This window comes from Cyanobium sp. ULC082, from assembly GCF_977927535.1.
Map to the genome: position 1 here is coordinate 1,126,563 of NZ_OZ376398.1, position 14,387 is coordinate 1,140,949.

Here is a 14,387-nt window from a genome sequence, read left to right on the forward strand (position 1 = left end):
ATCAGAAGATCTTGGTTTGCATCAGCCGACTGAACCGGGCCCGCAGACCCTGGGGTTCCTTGCTGGGATCGACGATCGGCACCTCCTCGCCACGCAGGCGCCTGGCCACGTTGGTGTAGGCGAGACCGGCGGGGGAGCGGCTGCCATTGAGGGTGAGCGGTTCGCCCCTGTTCGTTGAGACGATCACCTGCTCGTCTTCCACCACAAGACCGAGCAGCGGCAGAGCGAGGATGTCAGTGACATCACCGACCGCGAGCATTTCCTGGTTGGCCATCATCCGTGGCCGCACCCGATTGAGCACGAGCTGGATCGGTTCGATGGCACGGGTCTGCAGCAGGCCGATGACCCGATCGGCATCGCGCACCGCCGAAACTTCCGGTGTGGTCACCACGATGGCTTCCCTGGAAGCTGCCGCGGCATTCTTGAAACCATCCTCGATGCCGGCCGGGCAGTCGATCAGCACGAAATCGAAGCGTTCCTCCAGCAATCCCACGATTTTCTGCATGTCGTCGGGGGTGAGCCACTCGAGCATCCGAGGGTTGCCGGCCGGCAGAAGGGAGAGGTTCGGCTCCTGCTTATGCCTGACCAGAGCCTGCTCCAGACGGCAGCTCTCGGCAAGCACCTCCTGGGCCGTGTAGATGATCCGATTTTCGAGCCCGAGCAGGAGATCGAGATTGCGCAGGCCGAAGTCGGCATCGAGTACGGCGGTGCTGGCACCTTGCCGCGCCAGGGCGATACCCAGATTGGCGGTCAGGGTGGTTTTACCAACCCCGCCTTTGCCGGAACAGATCAGAATCGTGCGGCTCAATGCGGAAGTCTCGACACTGTCGGGGATCACCCCAGGCTAAGGCCTGTAGAACAGTGCCATTCGAGCTTCCTTGCAGATGGCCGTCTCCGGACTCCAGTATCAACAGTTGCTGGTGATGCCCGATGACGGTGCACCAGCAGTGGTGGCCCTGATTGATGCAGCCCGTACGAGCCTGCTTCTCAAGCAGTTCAAGCTTCAGTCGGAGCAGATCGAGCAGGCCCTGCTGCGGGCCCATCAGCGCGGCGTGGTGGTGCAGGTGATGCTCAACCCCCACACCTCCGGCGGCGACCGCTGGAACGATGAAGCCTTCACCTGGCTGCAGGCCAACGGCATGGCGGCGGCCTGGACCAGCGAGGCCTTCCCTGTGACCCACGAGAAATCCATGGTTGTGGACCGGAGCCTGGCCCTGATCGCCAGCTTCAATCTCTCTGATAAGTACTTCACGGAAACCCGTGATTACGGAGTGGTGACCCAGGCCAGAGCGGTGGTGGATCAGGTGATCGCCGGTTTCGAGGCTGACTGGAACCGCACCGGCTTTGATCCGGATCTCGGGGTTGGCCTGGTCTGGAGCAGCCTGCACAGCCGTGGTCAGATGGCCAGGTTGGTGGATACCGCCAGGGACTCACTCTGGATCCAGCACCCCAAGTTCGTGGACGCGGTGATTCTCGATCGGATCATCTCCGCCAGCGAGCGGGGGGTGAAGGTGCGGGTGCTCTGCGGCGGCAAGCACGGCATCAGCGACTGGGACATCTACGACACGTTTTCGTCGCTGCGGGTGATGGAGAGATTCGGGGTCAAAGTGCGCCGCCAGAAGCATCTCAAGCTGCATGCCAAATTGATCCTGGTGGATGGTGCCTTCGCTCAGACAGGCTCCATGAACATCGATCGCAGTGCCTTCGATCTGCGCAGAGAGCTCGGCATCGAAACCGATGCTCCTGCCGTGGTGGAGCGGCTCAGGGAAACCTTTGAGGCGGACTGGGATCAGGCAAGCCACTACCACGCCCCCGATCCCCTCGATCCCAGCCTGCACGAGCAGGGAGAGTTGCCGCCTGATCCACACTTCGTGCACGAGTAGCCATGCCCCCTTCCCTGCCCGCGGCCGTTGAGCATCTTGCTCCGGCCCCCGGATTGGCTGATCTGTTCATCGGCATGCAGGAGGTGGCCCTCTCCTCCTTCGGCGGCGGGCTTTCGGCCTGGAGCCAGCGAATCGTGGTGGAGCAGCGGCGTTGGATGACCAACGAAGACTTCCTCACCGGACTCACCGTGGCGCGGTTGTTCCCTGGACCCAACCAGATCAACATGGCGATTTACATCGGCGCCCGTTTCGGTGGTTTGCCAGGTGCCCTTGTGGCCCTGGCGGGGATGCTTCTGGTGCCGTTCAGCCTGCTGATGCTGCTGGGCCTGGTCTACTTCCAGGTCCACCGGATTCCCCAGGTGGACAGGGTGCTGGCCGGGGTGGTGGCCGCGGCGGCCGGCATGGCTCTGTCGATGGGATTCAAGATCCTTGATACCTACCGACAGGACCCGGCGGCATTGGTGCTGGCGGCCGGCATCTTCGTGGCCATGGTGTTCTTCCATGTCCGCCTGATTCCGCTCGTGCTCGTGGTGGCCCCCCTGGCGATGGCCTGGTACTGGCCGCGCTCTGCGAAACCTGAGCTCCGATGATCGGGATCGGGCCCGACAGCCTGGCTGCGGCCGCGGCGCACTGCACCCCCGCTTCGCTCTCCGATCTGGGTCGGCTGGCTCAGGTGATCTGGACCTTCCTCTCCCTGTCGCTGTTTTCCCTCGGCGGCGGCAACACCCTGCTGGCGGAGTATCACCACCTCACGGTCGATCAACTCTGCTGGCTCACCAGCGCCCAGTTCTCCGATCTCTATGCCCTTGCCGAGGCGGCCCCGGGGCCCAGCTCGATGATCGTCGGCCTGCTCGCCATGGGAGCGGCCTGGAAGGAAGGCCCGCTCTGGGGCCTGCTGAGCGCCTTCAGCGGCGAGCTGGCGATCCTGCTCCCCTCCACCCTGCTGATGGTGGCGGCCTCCCTGAGCTGGAATCGGCTCAGGGATTCCCCCTGGCGGGTGGCCTTCGAGCGGGGCCTGGGTCCGATCACCCTCGGCATCCTGTTCGCGGTTGGGCTGAAGATTCTCACCACGGCGAACCATGGCCCCCTGGCCTATCTGGTGTCCTTCGTGGTGTGCGCGCTGATGCTCCGCACGCGGATCTCGCCGCTGTGGTTCATGGCTGTGGCTGGCGTGCTCGGTGGCCTGGGCGTGATCAACCGCTGAGCAGCCCTGGGCGGGCGGAACTCCTCCTGGCTCCGGCATCCTCAGACCGGCTTCATCGTCCGAGCGGCCAGAGGGGTGGGGCGGGCTCGATCAGGATCTGTCCATCGACAAGTCGGGCCTGCTCGGTGAAGCCGGCTGGCGGTGGATCAGCGGGACCTCTGGCCACGGCTTTGCCGATGCGGAGCTGAAGGGGGCGGAGTTCCAGCGCCACGATCCTGGCCTCTCCATCCCCTCGGCAGCCGGCATGGGCGATGCCCCGCAAGCGCCCCAAGATCAGCACGTGGCCCACGGCACTCACCCGGGCGCCGGGATTCACATCTCCCAGCACCAGCACCGACCCCTCAACCGTCATGTGGTCACCGGAGCGCAGGGTGCCGCGGTGGATCGTCAGCCTGGCTTCGTCAAGCCGGTTGAGGTTGTCTTGCTCTTCACCCGGGCCATCTGCTGGAGACGGGCTGGTGCGGGTGTACAGGCCAAGGGCAGCGGCTCCAACCAGGGTGGTTTCGATCCTGCTGTTCACTTCGATCAGCTCCAGCGAGCGTTCGCTCAGGTGCCCTTGCAACTCCCTCAGTGCGGGCAGGGTCAGCGGCCAGTCGCCGCTGTGGAGCACAACAGGGCCAGAAGGCGGGCGGGAGCCCAGCCCATGGATCACTTCCTCCAGGGCGCTGCCGGTGCGGTTGGCTCTCTGAGGCAGCAAAAGCTGGTGGGGAAGACCTGACCGTTCGGCCCGAATGAAAACGGCAGCCATCGCCGCACCCGAAGGCGATCAACTTAATCAGCTGGCTGCCTGGGTTCTGTTCTCAGGCTGCGCTCGGCCTGCTTCAGGGCGGTGCCGACCTCAGCTGGATGGATCAACCAGGCCAGCGCCACCGGTTGGGTGAGGCTGGCCACCAGGCTCGAGCTTGCTTCCAGAGCCCTGAGGGATTCACCATCCCAGAGCCGAAGGCCTCCTTTGTAGGGGTGATATCCCTGACTCTGACGTTGATGCAGGGCGCAGCAGAGGCCTGAATCGAGGCCAGCCTCGCTGCTCAGGCGCTGGGCTCTGGCCAGAAGCTCCAGTTGCTGGCCCTGGTCAAGCCGGCTCACGTCGAGGGCCTTGAGCAACTGACGCTCAAGGATCCGGCGGCTGACGGTGGCCAGGGCCTCCGGGCCTTCTTCTTTCCAGCGCATCAGGTGATAGCCCGTGCGCACATCGTCGTTGGCGAGGAAGCTCGTCAGGTCGATCGCATCCGGTCGCCAAAGCCAGCGGGCCATCACCGCGTCGGCGAACACCTGGGAGGGGCCAAGGGCTCGGGCCAGGGTGATCGCCTGGTTGAGCAGCCAGTTGCACACCACGTTGAGGCGGTGGTTGTAGACGCTCCGGTACATCAGATCGCGAACCACCAGGTAGTGCTCCACAGCCATCAGGCCCTTGGGATGAATGGCGAGACTGCCGTCAGGGGCGATGGCGAGAGCGGCGAGAATCCGCTCCAGGTCGAGCTGGCCGTAGCAGGTTCCAGTGCTGTGGCTGTCGCGCAGCAGATAGTCGAGTCGGTCGCAGTCCAGCTGGCCGCTGACCAGAGCCGCCACGGCGGGGCAGCAATGCTGTCCGTGCTCGAGCAGCTCGGCCACAGCCATCGCACTGCCGGGCTGGAACTGCTCCAGCCGGTCGCGCAGAGCGGGATGTTCGCGCACCAGTCGCGCTGACCAATGCTCATGACGCAGCCCGAACATGTCCTCGCCGGAGTGACTGAGTGGGGCATGGCCCACGTCATGGAGCAGGGCAGCGGCAAACAGCACTCCTTGATGGCTGCTCAGATCGGGTTGCTGGCGGCAGAGCTGACCCAGGGCGCGGCGGGCAAGCTGCAACACGCCGAGGCTGTGGGTGAAGCGGCTCGATTCGGCTCCATGGAAGGTCAGGAAGGCCGGGCCCAGCTGGCGAATCCGACGCAACCGCTGGAACGGAGCCGTCTCGATCAGATCCATGACCAGGGCCTCTGCCGGCAGGGCACGATCCAGGCGGATGGCCCCATGCAGCGGATCGTGGTAAGTGCGGCTGGTCATGTTGTTTCAATCAGGGCGTTCAGCTGCTCCTGGGCCTCAATCAACCAGGTGTCGCCCTCGCCACCGGGGTTGAGCGGTTCAGGCTCCCCCAGTTGGAAATCGGGATCGATCCCGAGGTTCTGGATGTCCCGACCGCTGGGGGTCACGTAGCGGGCCACGGTGATCGCCAGGCCGCTGCCGTCTCCCAGGCTGATCAGCGTCTGGATCAGGCCCTTGCCGAAGGTTCGCGTTCCCAGAAGCAGAGATCGGCCGTCGTCCTGGAGGGCACCGGCCAGGATTTCGCTGGCGCTGGCGGTGCCGCCATTCACCAGTGTCACCATCGGCCCGGCATACCAGCTGCCTGGTGAGGCCTGGATCGGATCCCTGAGGCCCTTTCGATCCAGCGTTTCCACGATCGGCTGCCCATCCAGCAGCCCATTGGCCACCGCCAGGCCCGCCTCCACCAGCCCCCCCGAGTTGTTGCGGAGATCCAAAATGAGGCCGTCGATGCCTCGGCCGGAGAACGCCTGCAGGATCCGATTCACCTGCTCCGGCACCTGCTGACTGAACTGGGTGATCCGCAGATAGCCCAGGCGCTGACCGTTCCGCTCCAGCTCTCTGCTGAGGACAGGGCGAAGGTTCACCTCCCGCCGCTGCAGCAGGAGCTGCCTTGTCGATCCTTCTGGAGATCGCAGCAACAGCTGGACCCTGCTGCCGGCCGCCCCCCGCAGCCGACTGGCCGTGGCCTCGAGTCCCATGGCCACGGCCGAGGCCCCATCCACTTCCAGAATCTCGGTTCCCGAGCTGATCCCGGCTTCGGCGGCGGGTGATCCTTCCAGGGAGGTGATGGCCACGATCCGTTGCCCCGGTCCGCTGCTGCCAAGTTGAAGGCCGATGCCGCTGACGCTTCCCTGGGTGGCCGAACGCAGCACCTTGTAGTCGTCAGGTCGAAGCAGGCGGGTGTAAGGGTCGGCCAGGGGGGCCAGCATTTCGGTGATGGCCGCATAGGCGGCTTCGCTGCTCTCGATCGGCCGCTCGAGGGCCTTCTGTCGCAGCTGGCGCCAGTGCACCACTTCGAAGCGGGCGGGATCCACGTAGCTCTGGTTGACCAGCCGCCAGGCTTCGACGACGAGTTGCTGGCCATCGTTGAGGGCGAGGAGTGAGCCTGACGGGACCGACAGGATCGCCACCACCACCAGGGCGAGGAAGCCTCTCCAGCAGGGGCGAAACCGGATCGCGCCGGCTGCACCCGGATCGGTAGACTCAGCCAACCCCAAACCTCCCGTTGCTTCATGGCGAACTCGTCTCCCGCCTCCCAGTCGTCTCCGGTGTACGACTGGTTCGAGGAGCGCCTGGAGCTCCAGGCGATCGCAGACGACATCTCCTCCAAGTATGTGCCGCCGCACGTCAATATCTTTTATTGCCTCGGTGGCATCACCTTGGTTTGCTTCCTGATCCAGTTTTCCACTGGATTTGCAATGACGTTTTACTACAAGCCCACCGTTGCTGAGGCCTACAGCTCGGTCCAGTATCTGATGACCGATGTGAGCTTCGGATGGCTGATCCGTTCGGTTCATCGCTGGAGCGCCAGCATGATGGTTCTGATGCTCATTCTTCACGTTTTTCGGGTTTACCTCACCGGGGGCTTCAAGCGCCCACGGGAGCTCACCTGGATCACCGGCGTGACCATGGCTGTGATCACCGTTGCTTTTGGTGTCACTGGCTATTCTCTCCCCTGGGATCAGGTCGGTTACTGGGCCGTCAAGATCGTCTCCGGAGTTCCTGCGGCTGTTCCTGTTGTGGGCGATTTCATGGTGGAGCTGCTTCGTGGTGGTGAAAGCGTTGGCCAGTCCACTCTTACCCGCTTTTACAGCCTCCACACATTTGTGATGCCATGGCTGCTCGCGGTTTTCATGCTGATGCACTTCCTGATGATTCGCAAGCAAGGTATTTCAGGTCCGTTGTGAACCGCTAAAGCCTCCCCGATCCGCTTAGATTCCGAGTTCACACCCGTCTTCATTCATCGTCTCTTCGGCTCTCGCCATGCACATCCTCAAGAAGCCTGATCTCAGCGATCCCAGCCTTCGCGCCAAGCTTGCCAAGGGCATGGGCCACAATTATTACGGGGAACCTGCCTGGCCCAACGACCTGCTCTACATCTTTCCGGTGGTCATCCTGGGAACGATTGCCTGCGTCGTTGGATTGGCCGTGCTTGATCCAGCCATGCTTGGCGACAAGGCTGATCCGTTTGCAACTCCGCTGGAGATCCTGCCTGAGTGGTATCTCTATCCTGTTTTTCAGATTCTTCGCGTTGTTCCGAACAAATTGCTTGGCATTGCCCTGCAAACGATGGTTCCACTTGGCTTGATGTTGATTCCTTTCATTGAGAGCTTCAACAAGTTTCAGAATCCTTTTAGGCGGCCCGTTGCCATGGCAGCTTTCCTGTTCGGAACCGTGTTCACCATCTATCTTGGTATTGGTGCTGCCATGCCGATCGACAAGTCCCTTACCCTCGGATTGTTCTGATCGGAGATTTCTCTCAGCCAAGTTGCCTGGGTTGGGCTCAATAAAGATGCTGTTTCGCTCTTTCGGAGCAGTACCCCCTCAGTTTGATTCAGCCCTTATCTGACCCATCCATCCACTACCTCTTCACTGCGGCTCACCCCGCAGTTTTTTTTGGTTTTTTGCCGGTGTTCAACGAAACGCAGGGCAGATCCAGCCGTTGCATTGGCAAGGGTGCTGGCTCAATGGCCTCTGGAGGGTGCCCCTGGGCCTCTCGTCCGCCCCTGATGGGCCAACGGGTCAAGGAGGGGCTTGCTGCTTCATGCAGTGGCCCCAGCTCCCCGGTGGTGTGTCGGCGGCTACAGAGCCGGCAACCATCTTCGAATGCTTCTCCGGTGCTCAACCTGCGCGCCCCTGGTTCCGCTTGGAAGCGGCCGCAGCTCGCGGCTGTGCGGCAATGGCATCAGGGGTGTCGACACGCCAGTTGGGGATGGCTGGGACTCCCCTGGGCAGAAGCACTAGTGGACGAGAGCTGATGTGATAGGTTATTGGACTGCGCGTGAGCCGGAAGGCAAAGCGCTGCAGGGCTTAGGGCAGAGGGAAGCGGAAGCCCCCGATGCTGTAAGTTTCAGAAGCGGCTGAGAGGCCGCCGAGCCAGAAGCCCCTGAGAGGGGGTGAGTATGGCGCACCTGGACAAAAGAAAAGTTTAGGAACTGACGCTTTTGCTGCGTCATCCTGGTTGCGAGCGAGGCGAGAGGATTGTGAAATCAGGCGCGAGCTTGGTTGATCAACCTGGAAGTCTGTTTGCAGCGAATGGATGACGAGATAGCAGCAGAGGTGTGAGGTCCCGTCAAAAAGAACAAAGCAGATTGATGGATGGAATGTTGAAGGAGAGGCTGTCACGGGTCACGACTTCAATGAAAAGTTCCATGATCATCAAGACTGCGACCGGATCTGAGTGATTTGGAAAGTCGTTGCCATGTCTGTGTGAGCCGCGAGGTGAGCAGAGAGATGAGGAACGCACTCTCGAACCCTTCCACCGGAAGGAGGCCAAGAAGGACAAGCTTGCTGCGAGGCAAGTATTTAGTCTGGAAGGCGGCATTGATTGCGACGAGTTTGTTTTGAATTGAGCGCGAGTTTAAGGCAAAGCGAATAAGTTTAAAGGATCAGTGACTACAACGGAGAGTTTGATCCTGGCTCAGGATGAACGCTGGCGGCGTGCTTAACACATGCAAGTCGAACGGACCTTCGGGTTAGTGGCGGACGGGTGAGTAACGCGTGGGAATCTGCCCTCAGGAGGGGGACAACAGCTGGAAACGGCTGCTAATACCCCATATGCCGAGAGGTGAAATGAAATTCGCCTGAGGATGAGCCCGCGTCTGATTAGCTAGTTGGTGTGGTAAAGGCTCACCAAGGCATCGATCAGTAGCTGGTCTGAGAGGATGATCAGCCACACTGGGACTGAGACACGGCCCAGACTCCTACGGGAGGCAGCAGTGGGGAATTTTCCGCAATGGGCGCAAGCCTGACGGAGCAACGCCGCGTGAGGGACGAAGGCCTCTGGGCTGTAAACCTCTTTTCTCAAGGAAGAAGACATGACGGTACTTGAGGAATAAGCCACGGCTAATTCCGTGCCAGCAGCCGCGGTAATACGGGAGTGGCAAGCGTTATCCGGAATTATTGGGCGTAAAGCGTCCGCAGGCGGCCCAGAAAGTCTGTTGTTAAAAAGTGGAGCTCAACTCCATCCAGGCAATGGAAACTACTGGGCTAGAGTGTGGTAGGGGCAGAGGGAATTCCCGGTGTAGCGGTGAAATGCGTAGATATCGGGAAGAACACCAGTGGCGAAGGCGCTCTGCTGGGCCATAACTGACGCTCATGGACGAAAGCCAGGGGAGCGAAAGGGATTAGATACCCCTGTAGTCCTGGCCGTAAACGATGAACACTAGGTGTCGGGGGAATCGACCCCCTCGGTGTCGTAGCCAACGCGTTAAGTGTTCCGCCTGGGGAGTACGCACGCAAGTGTGAAACTCAAAGGAATTGACGGGGGCCCGCACAAGCGGTGGAGTATGTGGTTTAATTCGATGCAACGCGAAGAACCTTACCAGGGCTTGACATCCTGCGAACCCCTGAGAGATCGGGGGGTGCCTTCGGGAACGCAGTGACAGGTGGTGCATGGCTGTCGTCAGCTCGTGTCGTGAGATGTTGGGTTAAGTCCCGCAACGAGCGCAACCCACGTCTTTAGTTGCCAGCATTCAGTTGGGCACTCTAGAGAGACCGCCGGTGATAAACCGGAGGAAGGTGTGGATGACGTCAAGTCATCATGCCCCTTACGTCCTGGGCTACACACGTACTACAATGCTACGGACAAAGGGCAGCAAACTCGCGAGAGCTAGCAAATCCCATAAACCGTGGCTCAGTTCAGATCGTAGGCTGCAACTCGCCTACGTGAAGGAGGAATCGCTAGTAATCGCAGGTCAGCATACTGCGGTGAATACGTTCCCGGGCCTTGTACACACCGCCCGTCACACCATGGAAGTTGGCCATGCCCGAAGTCGTTACTCCAACCCGTAAGGGAGGAGGACGCCGAAGGTGGGGCTGATGACTGGGGTGAAGTCGTAACAAGGTAGCCGTACCGGAAGGTGCGGCTGGATCACCTCCTAACAGGGAGACAAAACTGACTTTGATGTCTGACCCAATTTTGTGGTGAGGCCAGAGTCCTGTCATCTCGAAGGTCGATCGGTACCTCAAGGGATGAACCAGCAAGAAGGAAGTACTTACCAGCGATGGTGGGGATAAAGATCTGTGTTGGATTCATTTTTTCAGTTCCTAAACTTTGTCTAGGTCTTACCTCACAAGGGTTTTCCTGGGCCATTAGCTCAGGTGGTTAGAGCGCACCCCTGATAAGGGTGAGGTCCCTGGTTCAAGTCCAGGATGGCCCATTCGTGTTTGGGGGTTTAGCTCAGTTGGTAGAGCGCCTGCTTTGCAAGCAGGATGTCAGCGGTTCGAGTCCGCTAACCTCCACTGACCAAACCAGCCGGAACGCGAAGGCGACAGGAAACACTGCTCAGGACTAAGACTAGATCGTCAGCTGCGAATGGACCCCAGCTTCCTTTCAAGTTTTGTGTGATCAGGAGATCAACAGAACGAACGAAAAGACGCTGGGCTCTGATCAGCCTGGTTACTGGAACCAGGCTGAGAGTGCACAGCAGAACCTTGACAACTGCATAGATAAGTCTGAATATAAAGCATCTCATGGATGCTCAATTCAAACGAAATCATTTTAACTGATAGGCTGTATCTGCGAAAGCAGGTATCAGTCTTGAGGATTTTGTGATGAGAATGAATTGAGAGATTCTAGAAGTAAAGCCGAGCTCTGCATGCTTCCTGGCTGCTGCCGAAGCAGTCGGGTTTGATTTTGTTTTTGATGGGCTTGATAGCTCACGATGAAATCTGCTGCTGGAGTCATCCACTGGTTGGATGGTGAAAGTTGGGAGGTTGTAATCAGCCTGGTTTAGGCCAGGAGAGCAGGATAGGCCGATGGAAAGCAAGAGAATCTGCGTACAACCGCAGCAATGGCATGGAGAGAAACATTGGTCAAGCTACAAAGGGCTCACGGTGGATACCTTGGCACACAGAGGCGATGAAGGACGTAGTTACCTGCGATAAGTCTCGGGGAGCTGGAAACACGCTTTGATCCGGGAATTTCCGAATGGGGCAACCCCTAGAACGGCCAGCTGAATCCATAGGCTGGCTCGAGCCAACCCAGCGAACTGAAACATCTTAGTAGCTGGAGGAAAGGAAAGTAAAAACGACTCCCTGAGTAGCGGCGAGCGAACGGGGAAGAGCCTAAACCGATGGCTTAGGCCATCGGGGTTGTGGGACAGCAATGTGGACCAGGGACGTTAGAGGAAGCGTTTGAATGGCGCGCCAGAGAGGGTGAAAGCCCCGTACTCGAAAACGAAACTGGCCTAGCTGTATCCCGAGTAGTACGGAGCACGTGAAATTCCGTATGAATCTGCGAGGACCACCTCGTAAGGCTAAGTACTCCTGTGTGACCGATAGCGCAACAGTACCGCGAGGGAAAGGTGAAAAGAACCCCGGGAGGGGAGTGAAATAGAACATGAAACCGTGAGCTTACAAGCAATGGGAGCCCGACTGATCGGGTGACCGTGTGCCTGTTGAAGAATGAGCCGGCGACTTATAGGCACTGGCAGGTTAAACCGGTAATGGTGGAGCCATAGCGAAAGCGAGTCTGAATAGGGCGATCGTCAGTGTTTATAGACCCGAACCCGGGTGATCTAACCATGGCCAGGATGAAGCTTGGGTGATACCAAGTGGAGGTCCGAACCGACTGATGTTGAAAAATCAGCGGATGAGCTGTGGTTAGGGGTGAAATGCCAATCGAACCCGGAGCTAGCTGGTTCTCCCCGAAATACGTTGAGGCGTAGCGTCTAGTGCTATAGCAGGGGGGTAAAGCCACCGTTTCGGTGCGGGCTGCGAGAGCGGTACCAAATCGATACGAACTCTGAATACCCTGTGTGAAACTAGGCAGTCAGACTGTGGGGGATAAGCTCCATGGTCGAAAGGGAAACAGCCCAGACCGCCAGCTAAGGTCCCCAAATCAATGCTGAGTGATAAAGGAGGTGGGATTGCCCAGACAACCAGGAGGTTTGCCTAGAAGCAGCCATCCTCAAAGGAGTGCGTAATAGCTCACTGGTCGAGCGATCCTGCGCCGAAAATGAACGGGGCTAAGCATTGTACCGAAGCTGCGGATTTAATTGTTCTTAGGAACATTCGAATGGTAGGGGAGCGTTCCATGTGGGGTGAAGCGTTAGCGTAAGCGGGCGTGGACTGCATGGAAGTGAGAATGTCGGCTTGAGTAGCGAAAACATGGGTGAGAATCCCATGCCCCGAAACCCTAAGGGTTCCTCCGGCAGGCTCGTCCGCGGAGGGTTAGTCAGGACCTAAGGCGAGGCCGAAAGGCGTAGTCGATGGACAACAGGTCAACATTCCTGTACCTGTCATGTTTTGGGAAGGGGGACGGAGAAGGCTAGCCCAGCCAGATGTTGGTTACTGGTTCAAGCGTTCAAGGCGTTGAGGAGCGGAGAAAACGCTCTGAGCTGAGGCGTGAGCACGAGCTGCTACGGCAGCGAAGTGGGTGATGTCAAGCTTCCAAGAAAAGCCCTATACCCGTTAAGGCATGACGGCCTGTACCCGAAACCGACACAGGTGGGGTGGTAGAGAATACCGAGGGGCGCGAGATAACTCTCTCTAAGGAACTCGGCAAAATGGCCCCGTAACTTCGGGAGAAGGGGTGCCACCGCAAGGTGGTCGCAGTGAAGAGGCCCAGGCGACTGTTTACCAAAAACACAGGTCTCCGCTAAGTCGCAAGACGATGTATGGGGGCTGACGCCTGCCCAGTGCCGGAAGGTTAAGGAAGCTGGTCAGCGAAAGCGAAGCTGGCGACTGAAGCCCCGGTGAACGGCGGCCGTAACTATAACGGTCCTAAGGTAGCGAAATTCCTTGTCGGGTAAGTTCCGACCCGCACGAAAGGCGTAACGATCTGGGCGCTGTCTCGGAGAGAGGCTCGGCGAAATAGAATTGTCTGTGAAGATGCGGACTACGTGCACCCGGACAGAAAGACCCTATGAAGCTTTACTGTAGCTTGGTATTGTGCCCGGGCTCGCAATGCGCAGGATAGGTGGGAGGCATTGATCCATTGCTTGTGGGTGATGGTGAGCCAACGGTGAGATACCACTCTTTGCGAGCTAGGGTTCTAACAGCCACCCGTTATCCGGGGGCTGGACAGTATCAGGTGGGCAGTTTGACTGGGGCGGTCGCCTCCTAAAAGGTAACGGAGGCGCGCAAAGGTTTGCTCAGGCTGGTTGGAAATCAGCCGACGAGTGTAAAAGCAGAAGCAAGCTTGACTGTGAGACCAACAAGTCGAACAGGGACGAAAGTCGGCTTTAGTGATCCGACGGTTCTGAGTGGAAGGGCCGTCGCTCAACGGATAAAAGTTACTCTAGGGATAACAGGCTGATCTCCCCCAAGAGTTCACATCGACGGGGAGGTTTGGCACCTCGATGTCGGCTCATCGCAACCTGGGGCTGAAGTCGGTCCCAAGGGTTGGGCTGTTCGCCCATTAAAGCGGTACGCGAGCTGGGTTCAGAACGTCGTGAGACAGTTCGGTCCATATCCGGTGCATGCGTAAGAACATTGAGAGGAGTTCTCCCTAGTACGAGAGGACCGGGAGGAACGCACCTCTGGTGTACCAGTTATCGTGCCAACGGTAAACGCTGGGTAGCCATGTGCGGAGAGGATAACCGCTGAAAGCATCTAAGTGGGAAGCCCACCTCAAGATGAGTGTTCTCATGGCTGAAGCCAGTAAGGTCACGGGAAGAACACCCGTTGATAGGCTCTACGTGGAAGCGCAGCAATGCGTGAAGCGGAGGAGTACTAATAGACCGAGGGCTTGACCAACACTTGGCTTTGCTCAATGAAGCATGGTGTGCTTGTATTCAGACAGACCAGTGAAAAGCTGATCCATTATCTATGCAGTTCTCAGGGCTCACCTGAGGAGAAGAGATTATTTCTTGGTGTTCATGGCACTGTGGCCCCACTCCGATCCATCTCGAACTCGGTTGTGAAACGCAGTAGCGGCGACGATAGTTGGAGGGAAGCTTCCTGCAAAAATAGCTCAATGCCAGGATAAAACTCTTGATCCATGACCAGCCATTCACTGTTGATTCAGTGAACGGCAAGACAGAAGCCACCCT

General features: G+C 59.0%; 9 protein-coding genes, 2 tRNA genes and 3 rRNA genes. 10 read left to right on the plus strand and 4 right to left on the minus strand.

Going from position 1 to position 14,387, the window contains the following annotated elements:
• Position 1: 1 nt before the first annotated feature.
• Entirely contained in the window at positions 2-808 is an 807-nt protein-coding gene (minD, locus tag ACXMDY_RS15030; RefSeq protein ID WP_259703350.1) for a septum site-determining protein MinD, read from the minus strand.
• 76 nt (positions 809-884) lie between these two features.
• Here minD and ACXMDY_RS15035 point away from each other — a divergent pair, with 76 nt between their 5' ends.
• The 3 genes from ACXMDY_RS15035 to ACXMDY_RS15045 are packed head-to-tail and all read left to right on the plus strand — an operon-like array spanning position 885 to position 3,087.
• Complete coding sequence (locus ACXMDY_RS15035) at positions 885-1,883, plus strand: phospholipase D-like domain-containing protein (RefSeq protein WP_259703351.1); 999 nt, start codon at positions 885-887, stop codon at positions 1,881-1,883.
• A gap of 2 nt (positions 1,884-1,885) precedes the next feature.
• Positions 1,886-2,473 (plus strand): chromate transporter, encoded by a 588-nt coding sequence (locus ACXMDY_RS15040; protein ID WP_259703352.1) that lies wholly within the window; start codon positions 1,886-1,888, stop codon positions 2,471-2,473.
• Entirely contained in the window at positions 2,470-3,087 is a 618-nt protein-coding gene (locus ACXMDY_RS15045) for a chromate transporter (protein WP_259703353.1), read from the plus strand. The genes ACXMDY_RS15040 and ACXMDY_RS15045 overlap by 4 nt, the downstream gene beginning before the upstream one ends.
• Positions 3,088-3,139: 52 nt before the next feature.
• On the opposite strand, the gene ACXMDY_RS15050 is transcribed toward ACXMDY_RS15045, so the two are convergent.
• Genes ACXMDY_RS15050 through ctpZ form a run of 3 tightly spaced genes read right to left on the minus strand, consistent with a single transcriptional unit; the run spans position 3,140 to position 6,380 of the window.
• Positions 3,140-3,835: a septum site-determining protein MinC gene (locus ACXMDY_RS15050; RefSeq protein WP_259703354.1), complete on the minus strand. Its 696-nt coding sequence runs from the start codon at positions 3,833-3,835 to the stop codon at positions 3,140-3,142.
• Between the two features lie 23 nt (positions 3,836-3,858).
• Positions 3,859-5,130, minus strand: coding sequence for an HD domain-containing protein (locus ACXMDY_RS15055; RefSeq protein WP_259703355.1), 1,272 nt, complete (start codon positions 5,128-5,130; stop codon positions 3,859-3,861).
• On the minus strand, positions 5,127-6,380 hold the full coding sequence (gene ctpZ, locus ACXMDY_RS15060) for a carboxyl-terminal processing protease CtpZ (protein ID WP_399244567.1): 1,254 nt from the start codon (positions 6,378-6,380) through the stop codon (positions 5,127-5,129). The genes ACXMDY_RS15055 and ctpZ overlap by 4 nt, the downstream gene beginning before the upstream one ends.
• A 21-nt stretch (positions 6,381-6,401) precedes the next feature.
• Between ctpZ and petB the strand changes: the two genes are divergently transcribed.
• The 7 genes from petB to rrf all read left to right on the plus strand — a co-directional run bounded on the left by petB (position 6,402) and on the right by rrf (position 14,320).
• Positions 6,402-7,076 (plus strand): cytochrome b6, encoded by a 675-nt coding sequence (gene petB, locus ACXMDY_RS15065; protein WP_259703356.1) that lies wholly within the window; start codon positions 6,402-6,404, stop codon positions 7,074-7,076.
• Between the two features lie 76 nt (positions 7,077-7,152).
• Positions 7,153-7,635, plus strand: a complete 483-nt coding sequence (gene petD / locus ACXMDY_RS15070) for a cytochrome b6-f complex subunit IV (RefSeq protein ID WP_259703357.1) — start codon at positions 7,153-7,155, stop codon at positions 7,633-7,635.
• 1,151 nt (positions 7,636-8,786) lie between these two features.
• Positions 8,787-10,272 (plus strand): 16S ribosomal RNA (locus tag ACXMDY_RS15075).
• A gap of 204 nt (positions 10,273-10,476) precedes the next feature.
• Positions 10,477-10,550, plus strand: a tRNA-Ile gene (locus ACXMDY_RS15080).
• Between the two features lie 9 nt (positions 10,551-10,559).
• A tRNA-Ala gene (locus ACXMDY_RS15085) sits at positions 10,560-10,632 on the plus strand.
• A gap of 571 nt (positions 10,633-11,203) precedes the next feature.
• Positions 11,204-14,091, plus strand: a 23S ribosomal RNA gene (locus tag ACXMDY_RS15090).
• A 112-nt stretch (positions 14,092-14,203) separates the two neighbouring features.
• Positions 14,204-14,320: ribosomal RNA gene (gene rrf, locus ACXMDY_RS15095) — 5S ribosomal RNA — on the plus strand.
• The 16S, 23S and 5S rRNA genes sit together here with 2 tRNA genes alongside, the layout of an rRNA operon.
• Positions 14,321-14,387: the final 67 nt, after the last annotated feature.

Bases quoted from the DNA above. Each gene is read 5' to 3' on its own strand.
- ACXMDY_RS15050 (WP_259703354.1), bottom strand. From the start codon at position 3,835: ATGGCTGCCGTTTTCATTCGGGCCGAACGGTCAGGTCTTCCCCACCAG.
- petD (WP_259703357.1), top strand. From the start codon at position 7,153: ATGCACATCCTCAAGAAGCCTGATCTCAGCGATCCCAGCCTTCGCGCC.
- ACXMDY_RS15035 (WP_259703351.1), top strand. From the start codon at position 885: ATGGCCGTCTCCGGACTCCAGTATCAACAGTTGCTGGTGATGCCCGAT.
- petB (WP_259703356.1), top strand. From the start codon at position 6,402: ATGGCGAACTCGTCTCCCGCCTCCCAGTCGTCTCCGGTGTACGACTGG.
- ACXMDY_RS15040 (WP_259703352.1), top strand. From the start codon at position 1,886: ATGCCCCCTTCCCTGCCCGCGGCCGTTGAGCATCTTGCTCCGGCCCCC.
- ACXMDY_RS15045 (WP_259703353.1), top strand. From the start codon at position 2,470: ATGATCGGGATCGGGCCCGACAGCCTGGCTGCGGCCGCGGCGCACTGC.
- ACXMDY_RS15055 (WP_259703355.1), bottom strand. From the start codon at position 5,130: ATGACCAGCCGCACTTACCACGATCCGCTGCATGGGGCCATCCGCCTG.